The 17,923-nt window shown below is 46.6% G+C and carries 13 protein-coding genes and 8 tRNA genes; 8 read left to right on the top strand and 13 right to left on the bottom strand.

What is annotated here, in order from left to right:
• Window positions 1-117: 117 nt before the first annotated feature.
• The 5 genes from L5M40_RS16365 (at window position 118) to L5M40_RS16345 (ending at window position 3,767) form a co-directional block, all read left to right on the top strand.
• The gene (locus tag L5M40_RS16365; protein WP_263256936.1) at window positions 118-1,623 is read left to right on the top strand and encodes a carboxypeptidase M32; all 1,506 of its coding nucleotides are present in this window, start codon (window positions 118-120) and stop codon (window positions 1,621-1,623) included.
• A gap of 443 nt (window positions 1,624-2,066) precedes the next feature.
• Entirely contained in the window at window positions 2,067-2,564 is a 498-nt protein-coding gene (locus L5M40_RS16360) for a GNAT family N-acetyltransferase (protein WP_113939489.1), read from the top strand.
• Window positions 2,561-2,911, top strand: coding sequence for a DMT family protein (locus tag L5M40_RS16355; protein ID WP_006082592.1), 351 nt, complete (start codon window positions 2,561-2,563; stop codon window positions 2,909-2,911). Before L5M40_RS16360 ends, L5M40_RS16355 begins: the two co-directional genes overlap by 4 nt.
• Before the next feature lie 29 nt (window positions 2,912-2,940).
• Window positions 2,941-3,198 (top strand): DUF2960 domain-containing protein, encoded by a 258-nt coding sequence (locus L5M40_RS16350; RefSeq protein ID WP_006082593.1) that lies wholly within the window; start codon window positions 2,941-2,943, stop codon window positions 3,196-3,198.
• Window positions 3,199-3,257: 59 nt separating this feature from the next.
• Window positions 3,258-3,767, top strand: a complete 510-nt coding sequence (locus tag L5M40_RS16345) for an RDD family protein (RefSeq protein WP_263173219.1) — start codon at window positions 3,258-3,260, stop codon at window positions 3,765-3,767.
• Between the two features lie 120 nt (window positions 3,768-3,887).
• Here L5M40_RS16345 and lptG read toward each other — a convergent pair whose 3' ends face one another.
• Both lptG and lptF read right to left on the bottom strand, forming a co-directional pair.
• Entirely contained in the window at window positions 3,888-4,946 is a 1,059-nt protein-coding gene (gene lptG / locus L5M40_RS16340; RefSeq protein ID WP_105251819.1) for an LPS export ABC transporter permease LptG, read from the bottom strand.
• Window positions 4,943-6,055, bottom strand: a complete 1,113-nt coding sequence (gene lptF, locus L5M40_RS16335; RefSeq protein ID WP_113939369.1) for an LPS export ABC transporter permease LptF — start codon at window positions 6,053-6,055, stop codon at window positions 4,943-4,945. The genes lptG and lptF overlap by 4 nt, the downstream gene beginning before the upstream one ends.
• Window positions 6,056-6,298: 243 nt before the next feature.
• On the opposite strand from lptF, the gene pepA reads away from it, so the two are divergent.
• From pepA to L5M40_RS16320, 3 genes are all read left to right on the top strand, one after another.
• Window positions 6,299-7,807 carry a leucyl aminopeptidase gene (gene pepA, locus L5M40_RS16330; RefSeq protein WP_263173220.1) on the top strand — a complete coding sequence of 503 codons (1,509 nt, stop codon included), beginning with the start codon at window positions 6,299-6,301 and terminating at the stop codon, window positions 7,805-7,807.
• 343 nt (window positions 7,808-8,150) lie between these two features.
• Window positions 8,151-8,654 carry a DNA polymerase III subunit chi gene (locus L5M40_RS16325; RefSeq protein WP_263173223.1) on the top strand — a complete coding sequence of 168 codons (504 nt, stop codon included), beginning with the start codon at window positions 8,151-8,153 and terminating at the stop codon, window positions 8,652-8,654.
• Window positions 8,655-8,674: 20 nt separating this feature from the next.
• On the top strand, window positions 8,675-11,551 hold the full coding sequence (locus L5M40_RS16320) for a valine--tRNA ligase (RefSeq protein WP_263256935.1): 2,877 nt from the start codon (window positions 8,675-8,677) through the stop codon (window positions 11,549-11,551).
• A 604-nt stretch (window positions 11,552-12,155) separates the two neighbouring features.
• Here L5M40_RS16320 and L5M40_RS16315 read toward each other — a convergent pair.
• The 11 genes from L5M40_RS16315 to alaS form a co-directional block, all read right to left on the bottom strand.
• Window positions 12,156-12,232: transfer RNA gene (locus tag L5M40_RS16315), tRNA-Arg, on the bottom strand.
• A 103-nt stretch (window positions 12,233-12,335) separates the two neighbouring features.
• Window positions 12,336-12,427: transfer RNA gene (locus L5M40_RS16310), tRNA-Ser, on the bottom strand.
• Between the two features lie 45 nt (window positions 12,428-12,472).
• Window positions 12,473-12,549, bottom strand: a tRNA-Arg gene (locus L5M40_RS16305).
• Window positions 12,550-12,598: 49 nt separating this feature from the next.
• A tRNA-Arg gene (locus L5M40_RS16300) sits at window positions 12,599-12,675 on the bottom strand.
• A 49-nt stretch (window positions 12,676-12,724) separates the two neighbouring features.
• A tRNA-Arg gene (locus L5M40_RS16295) sits at window positions 12,725-12,801 on the bottom strand.
• 86 nt (window positions 12,802-12,887) lie between these two features.
• Window positions 12,888-12,964 (bottom strand) — tRNA-Arg (locus L5M40_RS16290).
• 44 nt (window positions 12,965-13,008) lie between these two features.
• Window positions 13,009-13,085: transfer RNA gene (locus tag L5M40_RS16285), tRNA-Arg, on the bottom strand.
• A 22-nt stretch (window positions 13,086-13,107) separates the two neighbouring features.
• Window positions 13,108-13,199 (bottom strand) — tRNA-Ser (locus L5M40_RS16280).
• A gap of 205 nt (window positions 13,200-13,404) precedes the next feature.
• A complete protein-coding gene (csrA, locus tag L5M40_RS16275; RefSeq protein WP_006082602.1) occupies window positions 13,405-13,602 on the bottom strand; it encodes a carbon storage regulator CsrA in 198 nt (65 codons plus the stop codon).
• A 118-nt stretch (window positions 13,603-13,720) separates the two neighbouring features.
• A complete protein-coding gene (locus L5M40_RS16270; RefSeq protein ID WP_006082603.1) occupies window positions 13,721-14,977 on the bottom strand; it encodes an aspartate kinase in 1,257 nt (418 codons plus the stop codon).
• 9 nt (window positions 14,978-14,986) lie between these two features.
• Window positions 14,987-17,611, bottom strand: a complete 2,625-nt coding sequence (alaS, locus tag L5M40_RS16265) for an alanine--tRNA ligase (protein ID WP_263177302.1) — start codon at window positions 17,609-17,611, stop codon at window positions 14,987-14,989.
• Window positions 17,612-17,923 lie beyond the last annotated feature (312 nt).

The following is a 17,923-nucleotide window of genomic DNA, read 5'->3' as shown; positions in this document are numbered from 1 at the left end:
CAGCCCACTGAGTCCTGCATCTTTAGGTTGTTTGAGTATACTGTTGACGTCATTGTATGATCATCCTGTTATTGTTATTTATTCGCGCAGGATTTGATGCGCCAGAAGGGAAATTCCATGGACTCACCCAAGAGCAAAGTACCAACACCAAGTTACGATAAACTGACAGCACATTTTCAAAAAATTTCTCACTTTGAACATTTCAGCGCTCTAGGTGACTGGGATCAAGCAGCCATGATGCCTATGGGCGGTAATAGCGATCGCGGCGATGCAATGGCTGAACTGGCGCGACATATCCACACACTCAAAACCTCAACTGTCTTAGCCGAACACTTACACGGCGCGACGGACGAATCTCTCACAACGGAACAACAAGCTAACCTGCGGGAAATGCAGTACCAATATCAGCAGGCAAATTTAGTGCCCGGCGATCTCGTGCAAGCCAAAACTAAAATGGCCTATCAATGTGAGAATGCGTGGCGTGAACAACGTAAAAATAATGACTGGCAAGGCTTTAAACCAAACCTCAAAGCCGTAATTGCACTTGCCAAGGAAGAAGCGCAGATCCGCGGCGAAGCCCAGAATATTTCCCCCTATGATGCCCTGCTCAATAAATTTGAGCCGGGAATGACCTCGGTAAAGCTGGAGCAAACCTTTGGCGGACTGAAAGATTGGCTACCGACACTTATCCAAGAAGTGCTGGCTAAACAGGCAAACGAGCCTAAGTTAACGCTAAATGGTCCCTTCGATGTTAGCGCGCAGCAAGCCCTAGGCCGAGACGTAATGGATTTTCTGGGGTTTGACTTTAATCACGGCAGGCTAGATATCAGCAGTCATCCATTTTGTGGCGGCGTGCCAAGCGATGTGCGGATAACGACCCGCTACAATGATGCTGATTTCAGTAGTGCTATCATGGGCATAGTTCATGAAACAGGCCATGCCAGATACGAGCAAGGTTTACCTCAAGCGTGGCGCGGTCAACCCGCTGGGCTTGCACGTTCTATGGGCGTCCACGAAAGCCAGAGTCTATTCTGCGAAATGCAACTCGGGGCAAATCCGGCATTTTTACGCCAATTGCAGCCTAAAATTGCGCAACATCTTCATTGTCATTTTAGCGCCCAAGAATTAGCACAGCATTACACCCGCGTAGCGCCCGGACTTATCCGTGTAGATGCTGATGAAGTCACCTATCCTTGCCACATTTTACTGCGCTTTGAGGCAGAAAAAGCCTTTATCGACGGCAGCTTAACCGTAGATGATTTACCTGATTTTTGGTCGACGCAGATGCAACAACTACTGGGGATTAATACCGATGGCAACTACCGAGACGGTTGCATGCAGGATATCCATTGGGCCGTTGGTGAACTAGGGTATTTTCCCAGCTATACCTTAGGCGCCATGTATGCCGCCCAATGCCGTTTTGCGATGGAAAAAGCCTTAGGACCAATTGAAACCCTGATCGATGCAGGCAAGTTGAACTCTGTATTCCAATGGTTGAGTGAACACATTTGGTCTAAGGGATCTTTGCTCACAACCGATGAACTGATACGCCAAGCAACGGGCGAAACCCTAAATGGTCAATATCTTGAGCGTCACCTGCGCCAACGATATCTAGGTATTTAACCGCTGCTAATGCTTATACCCAAGCTACCTGAAGAGTCGAGTTTCAGAGCGCCTAGGGTGCATCAATTCAAGGCGCATCAATGACAGAATGTCGGCCACCTTTTGAATTGATGCAACACGGAAGTGAAGTGCCCTAGGCGCTCCGTCCCGGCGGGTTTTAACGCACTTTATGCTGCGTTGGTTATTTTTAACTTAGCCCGCTAGGTCAGCAAATAACCGCCTTGCCTAAAGTGCGTTAAATTCCCGCTGAATCCTGTATCTTCAGGTTGTTTGGGTATACAAGCGCTGAAAGCTCAGTTTATACGGGTTTTAAAGCGCTTTATATTGCCTCTGGAGCCTGCATTTTAACGCTGCTTGAGGTTATAATGCCGAGCTTATTTGAATCAGGACTCTTTCCACGGAGTTCCTTCAACAGAACTCTTGAAACAGGATAAATGTCGGCCATGTTACTGCGTGCAATCACCCCAGAGGATTGGGATGCCATTTTAGCGATCCAAGACGAGTGTTACTCACAACTGGATCCTGAGCCACTGCACGTACTGCAAAGTAAATGGCAGGTATCACCTCAGTCCTGTTTTGTGTTCGAAGTGGATAAATCGGTTGTCGGTTATTGCTTGGCCCACCCATGGACCGCCAATATGCCGCCAGCGCTATATCAGCCCATCACCCATTTACCCAAGGCTGATACCTTATACCTACACGATATTGCGATTTCGGCCAAAGCCCAAGGTTTAGGCGCTGGAGCGAAGGCGCTGACCCGCCTAACACTACTGGCTGATCGCTATAATCTCAATTCCTTATCCCTCGTAGCCGTACAAGGTGCCGACAGCTATTGGCTTAAAATGGGTTTTAAACCTAAAGCAATCGATAAATGCCTTGGCAGCTATACTGACGATGCTATGTATATGATTTATAAATTTAATCATAGAGATGAAAAATGAATCCAACCCTAACCACTATCGGTTTACTTTGCTTAAGTAATATTTTTATGACCTTTGCTTGGTACGGGCATTTGAAAACGCTAGGCTCAAAACCTTGGATTATTGCGGCCTTAGTGAGCTGGGGTATCGCCCTATTTGAATACTTGCTGCAAGTGCCAGCTAACCGTATCGGCTACACAGTAATGAATGTCGGCCAGTTAAAAATTTTACAAGAAGTCATCACCTTAAGTTTGTTTGTCCCCTTTGCCTATTTCTATATGAAAGAACCATTGAAGCTCGATTATCTGTGGGCAGGACTGTGCATCTTAGGTGCTGTTTATTTTATTTTTAGAAGTGAATTTAATTAATTTCAGACTTATTTCAGGAGAGCTCCCCCATGGCCCGTCAAGTCACTTATACCTTCAAAGGTAAGACTAAAACTATCGCCTTTAGCTACGACAAACACCATGATTTATATGAAGCTGTGGCCGAAGCCGAGGGCATAGATCTGACCAAATTTTTGGCTATGGAACAACAAGTCGCCATGACATCTCGTAAAGGTGCCAAGGCTGAAAAAGAATTCAGGAAAGTAGAGTTTGCCCGCTTTGGTTTTAGCAATATCCACTTTGTCAGAGATGAAGAACCTGAAGCCTAGGCTAATGTATTAATTGTTTTTTGTATTAGCTTTAAGCACTTCAATAACAGGACACTGTAATGCTCAATACCGAACATGCTAACTTCCCCCGCGCAGGATTCTTCCGCCGCCTAGGCGCTGCAGTTTACGATTCGATGTTAGCCGTGGCCGTCTATATGGTTGCTGGCGCAATGGGCTTTGGGATTTTCTACGGCCTCACCGCTTCAGGACTGGCTGGCATGAATGGCTTTGAGCATGTCTCAGATGCACTCAATGGCACGCCAGCTTATCAGGGAATTTATCAACTTTGGCTTGCCTTGTGTGTCGGCACTTTCTACGCATTATTCTGGAGTAAGGGCGGTCAAACCTTAGGGATGCGCGCTTGGCGGCTTAAAATTCAACATCCTAATGGCCAAAACTTAAGCCTGATCACTGCCTACGCTCGCATCATTTGGTCACTGCTCGGCATTGGCAATTTATGGATTTTAATCAATGATGATAAGCGCGCACTGCAGGATATGATGACTCGCTCAGAAGTGGTCGTGCTGTCTAAAGAAGCCAACCAAATGCGTAACTGGCATGGGGCATAAGTTTATTCTTAAGTAAATCCGAAATACAAAAAACGACGCAAAAGCGTCGTTTTTTATGGGCTATTTTTATGGACTATTCTTAATTGACGAAATCCGGAGTAAGGAGTAATAAGCTGCGTATCATCGCCGGATAAAGTAGAAGGCAACGCCAGTAAACAACAAGCTTGGCGCAACAGCCCCCACATAAGCAGGTAGCTCATACACTATACTCATGGGGCCAAAAATCTCATTACTGATATAAAAGCTAAAACCTGCTACGACCCCAAGTAATACGCGCGCGCCCATAGTCACAGTCCGCAGCGGACCAAATACAAACGACAGTGCCACTAACATCATCACTGCGACCGTCACGGGCTGCATCACCTTGCGCCATAAAGCAAGCTCATAACGGCTGGGATCTTGACTGTTAGTTTTAAGGTAATCAAGATAACCGACCAGACCCCGTATAGATAACGCCTCGGGTTTAATCGACACTACGCTGAGCTTATCTGGCGTTAAACTCGATTGCCATTGGTCTTCTTCAAGATACTCAAGCACGACTTTTTCATAGCTTAAATCAGTACGTTTAACGTCAAATAAACGCCAGCGATCTTGGGAAAAGACCGCTCGGTCTGCGTGAACTACGTTGGTGAGCTTAAGTTCGCTATTGAATTTATAAAGCGTGATATTGCTGAGTTTATTGATGTTTTCAACTTCACCAATATTAACGAACAAATCACCATCCTTTGCCCAAATTCCACGATGGGACTTAATTAAACTCCCACCAGAGAGTTTAACAGCTTGCAACTCATTGGCTTTTTGCTCAGCAATCGGTGCGCCCCACTCCCCTAAAACCATCACCAATAACATCAAAGGCACAGCAGTTTTCATCGCCGACATAGTGATCTGCAAACGTGACATGCCAGAAGCTTGCATCACAACAAGTTCGGAATTCGATGCCAACATTCCCATACCAATCAAAGCGCCTAGCAAGACGGCCATAGGGAAAAACATTTCAATATCCCGTGGCACTAAAAATAAAACATAGATGCCAGCATCCATCATGCTGTAGGTGCCACGGCCAACTAAACGCAGCTGATCAACCCATTTGATGATGCCCGACAAACCAGTCAACACCAGCAAACAAAGCGCTGAAGTGCTTAACAATATTCTGGCGATATAAAGGTCTAATATCTTCATGCTGCCACCTTCTTATTGGCAAACAAGGACGATATACGACTGAAAATAGGCCTATCTTTGCCAAGCAAGAATAACCCCATCAAGAGCGCAGAAACATGGATCCACCACATACCTAAATACAGTGGAATAATCCCATCTTGCAATGCCTTACGTCCCGCGACCATCAGTCCAAAATAGCCAAGGTACAAAAGAACTGCCGGGAACATCTTAGCAAACTTACCTTGGCGCACATTCACCCGCGCTAACGGTACAGCAATCAGTGTCATAATTGGAATCGCGAGCGGGATAGCAAGACGCCAGTGGAATTCAGCCGCGGCTTCAGCACCTTCAATTTTCACGAGTTCATCAACGGGCAGTGCAGATAATTTACGGCGACGCTCATCAACTTGCTGCTCTTTAATTTGCATTTTATAACCACCAAATTCGATCATTTGGTAGTCCTTCGCCTTCGGGCTGCCTTGATAACGCACGCCGTCATTCAAGTTCAATTGTTGAGCACCTGAACTATCTTCCTGTACTCGTCCACCTTTAGCCACCACGACATTGGTCACGCCAGTTTCATCATCAGGATCTGGCAACTGGGCTACAAACACTTTATCTAACTCGTTATCTTTACCAATACGCTCAACAAATAATACCGCGCGACCATTGGGACTCGCCTGAAAACGCCCTTGGATTAAGGCGGCAAGACCCGCTTCAGACTGGGCTTTTTCGAGCACTTGGTTTTGCTGTTCTTCTGCCCAAGGGGCAACATAAAGGGATAAATAGCCAGTAAACAGCATATTGATCACGGCGAGGATCAGCGTCACGCGGGTGACATACCACTCACTGACCCCAACACCGTGGAGAATGACCATTTCATTTTCGGAATACATACGGCCGTGGGCCAGTAAAATACCCAAGAACAAACTTAACGGCAGCACTAAGATCACCAGATAAGGCAAGTTAAGCCCAATCAGAGTCATGATTAAAGAGGCGGGAAAATCGCCGTCGGAGGCATCGGCCAGTATACGCACGAAATGCTGGCTAATAAAAATAGTTAACAGCACTAAAAGTACCGCAATTTGTGCCTTTAAAACTTCTCGAATAAGGTATTTAAATACAATCACAGGCAGGATCCGGTCTCTAAACTTATCTTTTTGCTGGTAACAGACTAACTTTCATGTAAACTGTTTACTTTTGATAGTTTTCTGACCAGCTTCAGGGGTTCTAGGTAAACTTAACGTCACGAAATGCGTGGCTCAAGCGCCGAGAATAAATCACCTTTGGAGTAATAACTTAGGCCCTTTTCGGGACAAGCAGACATTATCCAATAAATATAAAAATTTGTCTTTAAGAATCTAGGAGTGCTCATGGAGTTTAGCGTAAAGAGCGGTAGCCCCGAAAAACAACGCTCAGCCTGTATCGTGGTCGGTGTTTATGAACCCCGTCGTCTGTCGGGTATCGCGGAGCAATTAGATAAAATTAGCGAAGGTTATATCAGTAACCTACTGCGTCGCGGCGATCTGGAAGGTAAACCAGGCCAGATGTTATTGCTGCACCATGTTCCTAACGTATTGAGTGAACGTGTATTATTAGTGGGTTGTGGCAAAGAACGAGAATTAGACGAACGCCAATACAAACAAATCATCACTAAGACAATCAACACCCTTAACGAAACAGGTTCAATGGAAGCAGTTTGCTTCTTAACTGAACTGCACGTGAAAGGACGCGATACGTATTGGAAAGTACGTCAAGCGGTTGAAACCACTAATAGCAGTCTTTATAGCTTTGATGCCCTGAAGACCCGCAAAGGTGAAACTCGCCGTCCACTGCGTAAATTAGTGTTCAATGTCCCGACTCGCCGTGAATTAACTTTAGGTGAGCGCGCCATCGAGCATGGTATGGCAGTATCTGCTGGCATGCATTTATGTCGCGATGTAGCCAACATGCCACCGAACATCTGTAATCCAGCCTATTTAGCTTCACAAGCTCGCCAAATGGCTGAAATACACGACACACTGCATGTCACCACTATTGGTGAAGAGCAAATGGCCAAACTGGGCATGAACTCATACCTTGCAGTCGGTCGCGCCAGTACCAATGAATCCATCATGACTGTGATGGAATACAAGGGCGCTGTCGATAGCACAGAAAAACCAATCGTTCTAGTTGGTAAAGGGTTAACCTTCGACTCGGGTGGTATTTCATTGAAGCCTGGCGAAGCCATGGACGAAATGAAGTACGACATGGGCGGCGCAGCGGGTGTTATCGGCACCATGAAAGCCATCTGTGATATGAAGTTACCTATCAACGTTGTGGGTATTCTGGCTGGCTGTGAAAACATGCCATCGGGTAATGCTTACCGTCCAGGTGACATTCTGACCACTATGTCAGGTCAAACCGTTGAAGTGTTAAATACCGATGCAGAAGGCCGTTTAGTCCTATGTGACGTATTAACCTATGTTGAGCGTTTCGATCCTGAATTGGTTATCGATACTGCAACCCTGACTGGTGCGTGTGTGATTGCCCTTGGTAAACACGCATCGGGTCTGTTCTCATCGCATAACCCTCTAGCACACGAGCTATTAAGTGCCGGTGAGCAAAGTGGTGACCGCGCATGGCGCATGCCATTGTGGGATGAGTATCAAGATATGCTCGACAGCCCGTTTGCTGACATGACCAACTTAGGTGGCCGTCCAGCAGGTGCTATCACAGCAGCATGTTTCCTTTCTCGCTTTGCTAAAAAGTACAACTGGGCTCACTTAGACGTTGCAGGCACAGCTTGGAATAGCGGTGCTAACAAAGGTTCTACGGGCCGTCCAGTGCCACTATTGACTCAGTTCCTGATCAATCGTGCTGGCGTTGAACTCGGCGAATAACCAACTATCGGGCCTTAGTTTGTTAAAGGCTCGATAAATGAAAGGCGAAGATAAAAATCTTCGCCTTTTTTATTTCCTTAATTTAATCAGAAAATCGATTTCCTGAATAAATTAAGAAAATAAAAAAACTGAACAACTAATGGTTTTAGAATCATTTTTCAAAGAGTTATAGCTCTACCCTCTGCATCTCCAACGGTTTGAAAGTATCCCATTAAGCCCCGCCAGACAATGATAGATAAAACCTCACAGTAAGGTTTGCCCTAAGCATTAACCCATACTGACTTTTAGTGTAAACTGCTGCTTTCGTTCGCCACTAAAACAAGTGAAGCAAGGCATTGAAATCATGACTCAAGTGCTGTTTTATCTTATGCCGCCAGTGGCATCGCCTGCCAAGGCCAAGGCTGATTCACCTGTTGAAACTGCGAATGCGAACCCTGCGCTTTCCGAGATGCATATTCTGGCATGCCAACTGGCGCAACAGGCTTTTGTGAAGCAACAATGGGTCTATATCCATTGCCAAGATAAACAGCAAGCCCATGCAATTGATGAACTTTTATGGCAGTTTGAGCCCAGTGCTTTTGTGCCCCATAACCTCAAAGGTGAGGGCCCGATGACGGGATCACCGGTTGAAATTGGTTTTGATCGCCTCGGCGCCAACAAAAGTCGCCAAGTTCTGATTAATCTTGCAGACCAAGCGCCCCCATTTGCGGTAAACTTTGGCCACATTATCGATTTTGTTGCCAATGACGATCAGCATAAAGCGGTCGCTCGCGAACGTTATCGACAGTATCGCGGCTTAGGGGTCAATTTACAGACCCAAGACTTAGCAACACATCCACTTAATTAGTTTGAGACAGACACGTTCCCATGGAAAAAACATACGATCCGCAGTCCATCGAGCAAACGCTTTACCAAAATTGGGAAGAGCAAGGTTACTTCAAGCCACACGGCGATGAATCCCAAGGCAATTATTGCATCATGATCCCGCCACCAAACGTGACGGGCAGCTTGCACATGGGCCACGCCTTCCAAGACACCATTATGGATACTTTGACCCGTTACCAACGGATGAAAGGCAAAAATACCCTATGGCAAGTCGGTACTGACCATGCGGGTATCGCCACCCAAATGTTGGTTGAGCGTAAGCTTGAAGCCGAAGAAGGCAAAAATCGTCATGACCTAGGTCGCGATGCCTTTATGGATAAAGTGTGGGAATGGAAAGCGCAATCGGGCGGCACTATCACTAAGCAGCTACGTCGTATGGGCGCTTCTGTTGATTGGGACCGCGAGCGTTTCACTATGGACGAAGGCTTGTCCAAGGCCGTGCAAGAAGTATTTGTACGTCTGTACGAAGACGAGTTGATTTATCGCGGTAAGCGTTTGGTCAACTGGGATCCAAAGCTGCACACAGCTATCTCTGATTTAGAAGTGGAAAGCAAAGAAAAACAGGGCCACATGTGGCATCTGCGTTATCCACTGGCCGACGGTGAACTGACCGCCGATGGTAAAGACTATTTAGAAGTCGCTACCACGCGCCCAGAAACCATGCTCGGCGACAGTGCGGTTGCAGTGCATCCCGATGATGAACGCTATCAAGCGCTGGTCGGTAAGTTTATTCTGTTGCCGATTGTTAACCGCCGCATTCCTATCGTGGCCGACGATTACGTCGACATGGCCTTTGGTACAGGTTGCGTGAAGATCACCCCGGCCCATGACTTTAACGACTATGAAGTCGGTAAACGTCACAACCTACCCATGTTCAACGTGCTGACCTTAGATGCCGCCATTCGCGTGAGCGCCGAAGTGGTGAACTCTGACGGTACCTTTAACAAAACGCTCGATGGCAGCCTGCCTGAACGCTTTGCCGGACTTGATCGTTTTAAAGCCCGCGATGCTATCGTCGCTGAATTTGACACTTTAGGGCTGCTCGAAAAAATCGCGCCTCACGCCTTGAAAGTGCCTTACGGTGATCGCTCCGGTGTGGTTATCGAGCCGATGCTGACCGACCAATGGTATGTAGCTGTTGCGCCAATGGCGAAAACCGCTATCGAAGCCGTTGAAAATGGCAGCATTAAATTTGTGCCGCAGCAATACGAGAACATGTACTTCTCGTGGATGCGCGACATTCAAGACTGGTGTATTTCGCGTCAATTGTGGTGGGGTCACCGCATCCCAGCTTGGTACGACGAAAACGGCAAAGTCTATGTCGGCCGCAACGAAGCCGAGGTACGTGCTAAGCACAATATTGCCGACTCAATGACATTACGCCAAGACGAAGACGTACTGGACACTTGGTTCAGCTCAGCCCTGTGGACTTTCTCGACCTTAGGTTGGCCTGACAATTTAGAAGATTTAAAAACCTTCCACCCAACCGACGTGTTGGTGACAGGTTTTGACATCATCTTCTTCTGGGTTGCCCGTATGATCATGATGACCATGCACTTCATCAAAGATGAAGACGGTAAACCACAAGTCCCGTTCAAAACCGTCTACGTAACCGGTCTTATCCGCGATGAAGCGGGTAACAAGATGTCAAAATCTAAGGGCAACGTACTCGATCCATTAGACATGATAGACGGTATCGGCCTTGAAGATCTCGTTGAAAAACGTACCGGTAATATGATGCAGCCACAACTGGCCGCCAAAATTGAAAAGAGCACTCGCAAAGAGTTTGCTGACGGTATAGAAGCCCACGGCACTGATGCACTGCGCTTTACGCTTGCGGCAATGGCATCAACGGGTCGTGACATCAACTGGGATATGAAGCGCTTAGACGGTTACCGTAGCTTCTGTAACAAGTTATGGAACGCCTCACGCTACGTGCTGATGAACACAGAAGATCAAGATTGCGGCCCTGGCTCACCAGAGTACAAAGGTGGCGAGATGGAGCTGTCGTTAGCCGATCGCTGGATTATTGGCTTGTTCAATCAAACCGTTAAGACCTTTGACGATCACATGACGAACTATCGTTTCGACTTAGCGGCCAATACCCTGTATGAGTTCACTTGGAACCAGTTCTGTGACTGGTACTTAGAGTTAACCAAACCGGTATTGCAAAACGGCAGCGAAACGCAAATGCGCGGCACCCGTCACACCTTAGTGACAGTGCTTGAAGCGATGCAACGCCTGATGCACCCTATGATGCCGTATATCACTGAAACCATTTGGCAGCGCGTTAAACCGTTAGCCGGTGTCGCAGGTGATACCATTATGCTTGCGCCATTCCCAACATTTGATGCCGCTAAAGTCGATAGCGCAGCAATGGCCGATTTAGAATGGGTTAAGCAAGTGATCGTAGCGGTGCGTAACATTCGCGCCGAACTGAACATTGCCCCATCTAAACCGCTAAATGCCCTACTTCGTGGTGTTAGCGCGCAGGATAAAGCCCGTGTAGAAGCGAACCAAACCTTCTTCACTACGCTTGCCCGCTTAGAAAGCATGACCATTTTAGCCGATGGCGAAACTGCGCCTATGTCGACCACAGGTTTGATTGGCGAAATGGAGCTGCTGATCCCTATGGCAGGCTTAATCGATGTCGCCGCCGAAATGGCCCGTATCGACAAACAGCTTGAAAAGCTCGGCCAAGAGATAGCTCGCATCGAAGGAAAATTGTCGAACCAAGGCTTCGTGGCAAAAGCCCCTGCCGACGTTATCGACAAAGAGCGCGCCAAGATGGCCGATCTCAAGCGAGATATGGACAAACTCAATGAACAAAAATCTGAGTTCGCTAAGTTAGAAGCTTAAGCTTCTCATTTACTCTGATTCACTTGTTATGATTGGTTCTAACTGAATGAAGGGCAGCCACTTGGCTGCCCTCCTTGTATCTATATCGCTGCAATCTATGAGCAATTATGAGCCTTAATCTACGTTCTTGAGCCAGATGCCGCCTTTAACCCGAGTCAACTCTAAACACTGTCATTTAACCTACTACACTGTATTGAAACCACCACACCATTCATCCTCATCATTCCCCGTGGTCTATCGCTCATGAACTCACACGTAGCCCATCACTGCCGACATACGTAAACACCACACGTAGACTAAAGAACAACTAATACCTCCAGAGACAGCACTGAGAGAGCTGACATGGAGTGCTGACATAGATATCCAATGTCGTCATAGACTCTCAACACAGGCAAAAGCAGATTCTTCAGTGAGTTGAACCTAAGAAAGAGAAGTGTTTAAAGCGAAATGGCTAAAGATAGCGACACCGAAGATATCTAAGGTAAGGCAAAAGATGATGATGCAAAGTTAAGGTTAAACCTAAGCGGGTAAAAATATAATGAGTTAAACCATTACAGATTAAAAAATAAAAAAGCCCTGCAATTGCTTGCAGGGCTTATCTATATGGTGCGCGTGGAAGGAGTCGAACCTCCGACCGCCTGGTTCGTAGCCAGGTACTCTATCCAGCTGAGCTACACGCGCAAACTCGTTTTTGTACTTCTAATAGATCCAATCATGATTGAGTCTAGGATAAGCACTTTTATCTCGCAAATTTATTCTATTCCCCTCGACTAAGAGAATAGAATGGCGGAGAAGGAGGGATTCGAACCCTCGATGGGAGTTAAAGCCCATACTCCCTTAGCAGGGGAGCGCCTTCGGCCACTCGGCCACCTCTCCGCGTTTAACGCTTTAAATCAACAAGACGTATCTCGTTAACTATATTGGTGCGCGTGGAAGGAGTCGAACCTCCGACCGCCTGGTTCGTAGCCAGGTACTCTATCCAGCTGAGCTACACGCGCATGTTAAACGGTAAAACACTAATACGACCTAAATCATATTAATTTAAATTGGTGCGCGTGGAAGGAGTCGAACCTCCGACCGCCTGGTTCGTAGCCAGGTACTCTATCCAGCTGAGCTACACGCGCATGTTAAACGGTAAAACATTAATACGATTTAAATCATATTAATTTAAATTGGTGCGCGTGGAAGGAGTCGAACCTCCGACCGCCTGGTTCGTAGCCAGGTACTCTATCCAGCTGAGCTACACGCGCATTTTAACTCTTTGCTATAAGCAATTATCTACAAAATTTCTTATGAAATTCAAAACTGATGAGTTAAAGATTAACTAATGCAGAGATGGTGCGCGTGGAAGGAGTCGAACCTCCGACCGCCTGGTTCGTAGCCAGGTACTCTATCCAGCTGAGCTACACGCGCGACTTGTATCTAAATTTACTTTTACATCAAACACTAATAAAAAATGGTGCGCGTGGAAGGAGTCGAACCTCCGACCGCCTGGTTCGTAGCCAGGTACTCTATCCAGCTGAGCTACACGCGCACTGTTTTCTATCAGTAAGAAATGGCGGAGAAGGAGGGATTCGAACCCTCGATGGGAGTTAAAGCCCATACTCCCTTAGCAGGGGAGCGCCTTCGGCCACTCGGCCACCTCTCCGTTTTCTTGGCGCACATATTACTGTTTGACGAAAATAAGTCAAACCCTTTTTCCGAAACAGATTCCATTTGAACTGTTTTTAATCACATTGCTGTTATATCAAGCCAATGTATTGATTTACGCCAATCTTTCGGTCTGAAAAATAAAAAAGCCAGTTAAAAAACTGACTCTTCTGCTGCCGTAGTACGCTTGCCAAAACAAGGTACTAAAAGTTACCACCTTCCGATGGTGTACCTGATTTTTCAGATTGAATGCGTTGGTAGATTTCTTCGCGATGAACAGAAACCTCTTTTGGTGCATTCACACCAATACGCACTTGATTGCCTTTTACCCCTAGCACTGTAACTGTGACTTCATCACCAATCATCAGTGTTTCGCCAACACGACGAGTCAAAATCAGCATTCGATAGCTCCTTTATTTCTTAATTCAGCTTACACACGGCACTCATCCGGTAGATGGGCTTATTATAAGGTCAGCTTAGTACAAATTAATAGTATTCAATACTCAAACGGTTATTTAATTACACCTTATTTAGCTCGAAAGCGTGATGTAACGCCCGAACCGCCTTGTGTAAGTCCCTTTCATCGATAACGGTTGATAATTTACTCTCTGACGTCGTGAGTAACTTAGCATGAATAGTTTCATTACCCAAGACTTCTAACATCTTAGTCAATAATCCCATTTTTGCCTGTAAACCTTTGCCAACTAAAGATACTTTTGCACGTTGCCGTTCGATAATCAATGGTCCGAGAGCAAGGCTTTCGCTTAAGCCTTCGAGCTCATTAAGCAGAGTATCAACCTTAGCTTCAGCGAGCATAAAACTGACTCGACCCGAAGGATCATCCTCATGGATCCTCAATGGAGAAATAAATTCCACATCGATTTCCAATCGCGTTAAGCAGCCTAACAGCGCTTGATAACGTTCACTGGTGGTAAACAGCCCTTCAATCGTTAGCGTTGCCAGCGCCTTATTAATCGCGATACCTTGCACTAATGAGGCAATCGTTAATTCCGACTCGTCGCCAAATTGGATTAACGTCCCCTGCCCAGCTTCAAAGCTCGACAATACTCGCAGCGGTACGCGAAAACGCTCGGCGTATTCAACAGAATCGGGATGCAATACTTTAGCGCCGAGCTTTGCCATTTCGAGCATCACATCAAACCCAATCACATCGAGGCGACGTGCACTGCTATCAATATTAGGATCTGTGGTAAATACCCCAGCCACATCGGTAAAAATCTGGCATTCATCGGCTTCTAACGCTGCCGCTAAGGCTACTGCAGTGGTATCTGAACCACCGCGTCCTAAGGTGGTCACTTCGCCTTGAGGATCTATGCCCTGAAACCCTGCAACGATCGGCACAACACCATCGGCAAGCAAAGACTGCAAATATTCAGTATCAACTCGCTCAATGCTGGCGCGGCCAAATTGACTATTTGTATGAATTTGCACTTGATCGCCCGTAAGGGATTTTGCTTTTATGCCGCGACGTTGTAGCGCCATCGACATCAAAGCAATACTCACTTGCTCACCCGTCGAGACTAGCATGTCTAACTCGCGCGCCGAGGCGCGCGGATTAATTTGTGCTGCAAGTGCAAACAGGCGATTAGTCTCACCCGCCATCGCGGATAAAACTAAGACTTGTTGCTCACCATTGTGAGCTGACTTTGTAATCTGCTCAGCGACCGCTTCGATACGTTCAATAGAACCCACCGAAGTGCCGCCGAACTTTTTCACAAAAAGCTTGCTACCACTAAGCTTTCGTTTTTGGGGCACAGCAACCTCTTAAGCTAGACGCTCAGTAATCCAAGGTAATACTTGAGCCAATGCCGCATCCAGATTTTCTGGCTGGCTACCGCCCGCTTGAGCCATATCAGGACGACCACCGCCTTTACCGCCCACTTGTGCAGCGACCATAGCGACTAGCTCACCCGCTTTGACTTTACCGATCAGATCGTTACTCACACCCGCGATCAGGTTAACTTTCCCTTCCTGCGCGGTACCAAGAACGATAATGGCCGATTTCAATTTCTGTTTTAATTCATCTTGCAAGCCACGTAATGAACTTGCCTCAACGCCGTCTAATTTTTTGATCAGTACGTTAACGCCATTAACTACAACGGCATCGCCCACTAAGTCTGCACTCGCTGCGGCCGCTAGCTTATCTTTCAGCTGCGCCATTTCTTTTTCGAGTTGCTTCATCTTATCGAGCTGCGCTTTTAACTTAGCCACCACTGAGTTGGCATCGCCTTTCAATAAGGCAGCGGCTTCTTCCAGTTCAGCTTGTTGCTGCGCCACATAAGCCATAGCAGCAGCGCCAGTCACGGCTTCGATGCGACGTACACCCGCAGCAATACCCGCTTCAGAGGTGATTTTGAACAAGCCGATATCGCCAGTGCGACCGACATGTGTACCGCCACACAATTCGATAGAGAAATCGCCCATAGTCACAACACGGACTTGTGAATCATATTTCTCACCAAAGAGTGCCATAGCGCCTTTCTCTTTAGCTTCATCTATGCACATTTCAGCGGTTTTCAGCTCATGGTTACGACGAATTTGAGTGTTAACTAATTCTTCAACTTCTTTTAATTCAGCAGCTTTTACGCCTTCGAAATGGGAGAAGTCAAAACGTAAACGCTCAGGATCAACCAAAGAACCTTTTTGCGAGACATGAGTACCGAGCACTTGACGCAGTGCGGCATGCAGTAAATGCGTAACAGAATGGTTTAACTGTGTACGGTGACGCAGTTTTTTATCCACTTTCGCTTCAATAACTTGGCCAACGCTCAAGCTACCTGTAGCCAAAACACCTTGATGGCCCGTTGCTTGACCATACTTTTGCGTATCGTTTACCGTAAACTCAATACCATTCGCAACCAATTGGCCTTTATCGCCTACTTGACCGCCAGATTCAGCGTAGAAAGGTGTTACATCGAGCACGACAACGGCTTCATCACCCGCTTTGATCGCCGTCACTGACTCACCATTTTGATAAATCGCGGTGACCTTAGCTTGACCCGCTAATTCGGTGTAACCACTGAATGCAGTTTCAGCATCAATTTTCAGCGCAGCGTTATAATCTGCACCAAAGTTACCGGCAGCTTGTGCGCGGCTACGTTGTTCAGCCATGGCGACTTCAAAACCTGCTTCATCGACAATTATATTGCGCTCACGGCAGACGTCAGCGGTCAAATCCATTGGGAAGCCATAGGTGTCATACAGCTTAAATACGGTTTCGCCGTCTAAGGTGTCACCTTTCAACTCGTTTAAGGCCGTATCTAAAATACCTAAACCACGTTCAAGCGTACGGGCAAATTGCTCTTCTTCCGCTTTCAGTGCCTTTTCAACAATCGCTTGAGTCTCAGCTAACCCTTTTGCTGCATCGCCCATCACCGCAACCAATGACGGAACCAGCTTGTAGAAGAAAGCTTCGGTCGCACCTAACTTGTTACCATGGCGAACTGCGCGGCGAATAATACGGCGCAGCACATAACCACGGCCTTCGTTCGACGGCATAACGCCATCGGCAATTAAAAATGCACATGAACGGATATGATCGGCAATGACTCGCAGCGACTTTTCAGATAAGTCACTAACACCAATGACCTCTGCGGCTTTAGCAATCAAAGTACGGAAAATATCGATTTCGTAGTTAGAATGTACGCCCTGCATAATCGCAGCAATACGCTCAATTCCCATGCCTGTATCAACCGAGGGCTTAGGCAAAGGTAACATTTCACCCGATGCTTGACGGTTGTACTGCATGAAAACGATGTTCCAGATTTCGATGAAACGATCGCCATCTTCTTCCGGACTGCCAGGACGTCCGCCCCAAATATGATCACCATGATCATAAAAAATCTCAGTACATGGACCACAAGGACCGGTATCACCCATTTGCCAGAAGTTATCTGACGCAAAGGCGGCACCTTTATTGTCACCGATACGTATGATGTTCTCGGCAGCGACACCAATTTTTTTATTCCAGATTTCAAAGGCTTCATCATCTGTCTGATAAATAGTGACGCACAGACGTTCCTTAGGCAGCTTTAACGTTTCAGTTAAAAAAGTCCAACCCAAACGAATCGCTTCTTCTTTGAAATAATCTCCAAAACTGAAGTTACCTAGCATTTCGAAAAAGGTGTGATGACGTGCTGTGTAGCCAACGTTATCCAAATCGTTATGTTTACCACCAGCGCGTACACAACGTTGAGCAGTGGTCGCACGCGTATAATTGCGTTTGTCCATGCCAAGAAACACGTCTTTGAACTGGTTCATGCCTGCATTGGTAAATAAAAGTGTGGGATCGTTGCCTGGCACTAATGAACTACTGTCCACAACTTGATGACCATTGCTGCGGAAAAATTCGAGGAAAGCGCTTCTGAGCTCTGCTGTAGTTTGATACATGAAATCATCCTGAATTGGGTAAGCATTACCAGCTACGCCTTAGGCTAGCCGTATTTCTATTTGCCCAGCATTATAAGCAGACTAAGGAAGGACGACCAGTCTTGATTGGTGATATACACATCAGGAATTTAATATTTTAGCGTGAATCGCCCACACCAGCGTCACTAGAAGCAAAACGACAAGATAAAGCACAAATAAAGACGGCGTAAGTTTATCGCGGCACGGACAATATTTAAGCAAGTGAGTCTAATGTGGAGTACGAAATGGACAAGACTCATTGATGATATTTAGATGAGCTTTTACAGTCTTAGC

Origin of the sequence: Shewanella sp. SM68, from assembly GCF_025653925.1 — a bacterium.
GTDB lineage: Bacteria > Pseudomonadota > Gammaproteobacteria > Enterobacterales > Shewanellaceae > Shewanella > Shewanella oncorhynchi.
Note: the sequence above shows the minus strand (reverse complement) of the source record. Positions and strands in the feature narration are given on the sequence as shown.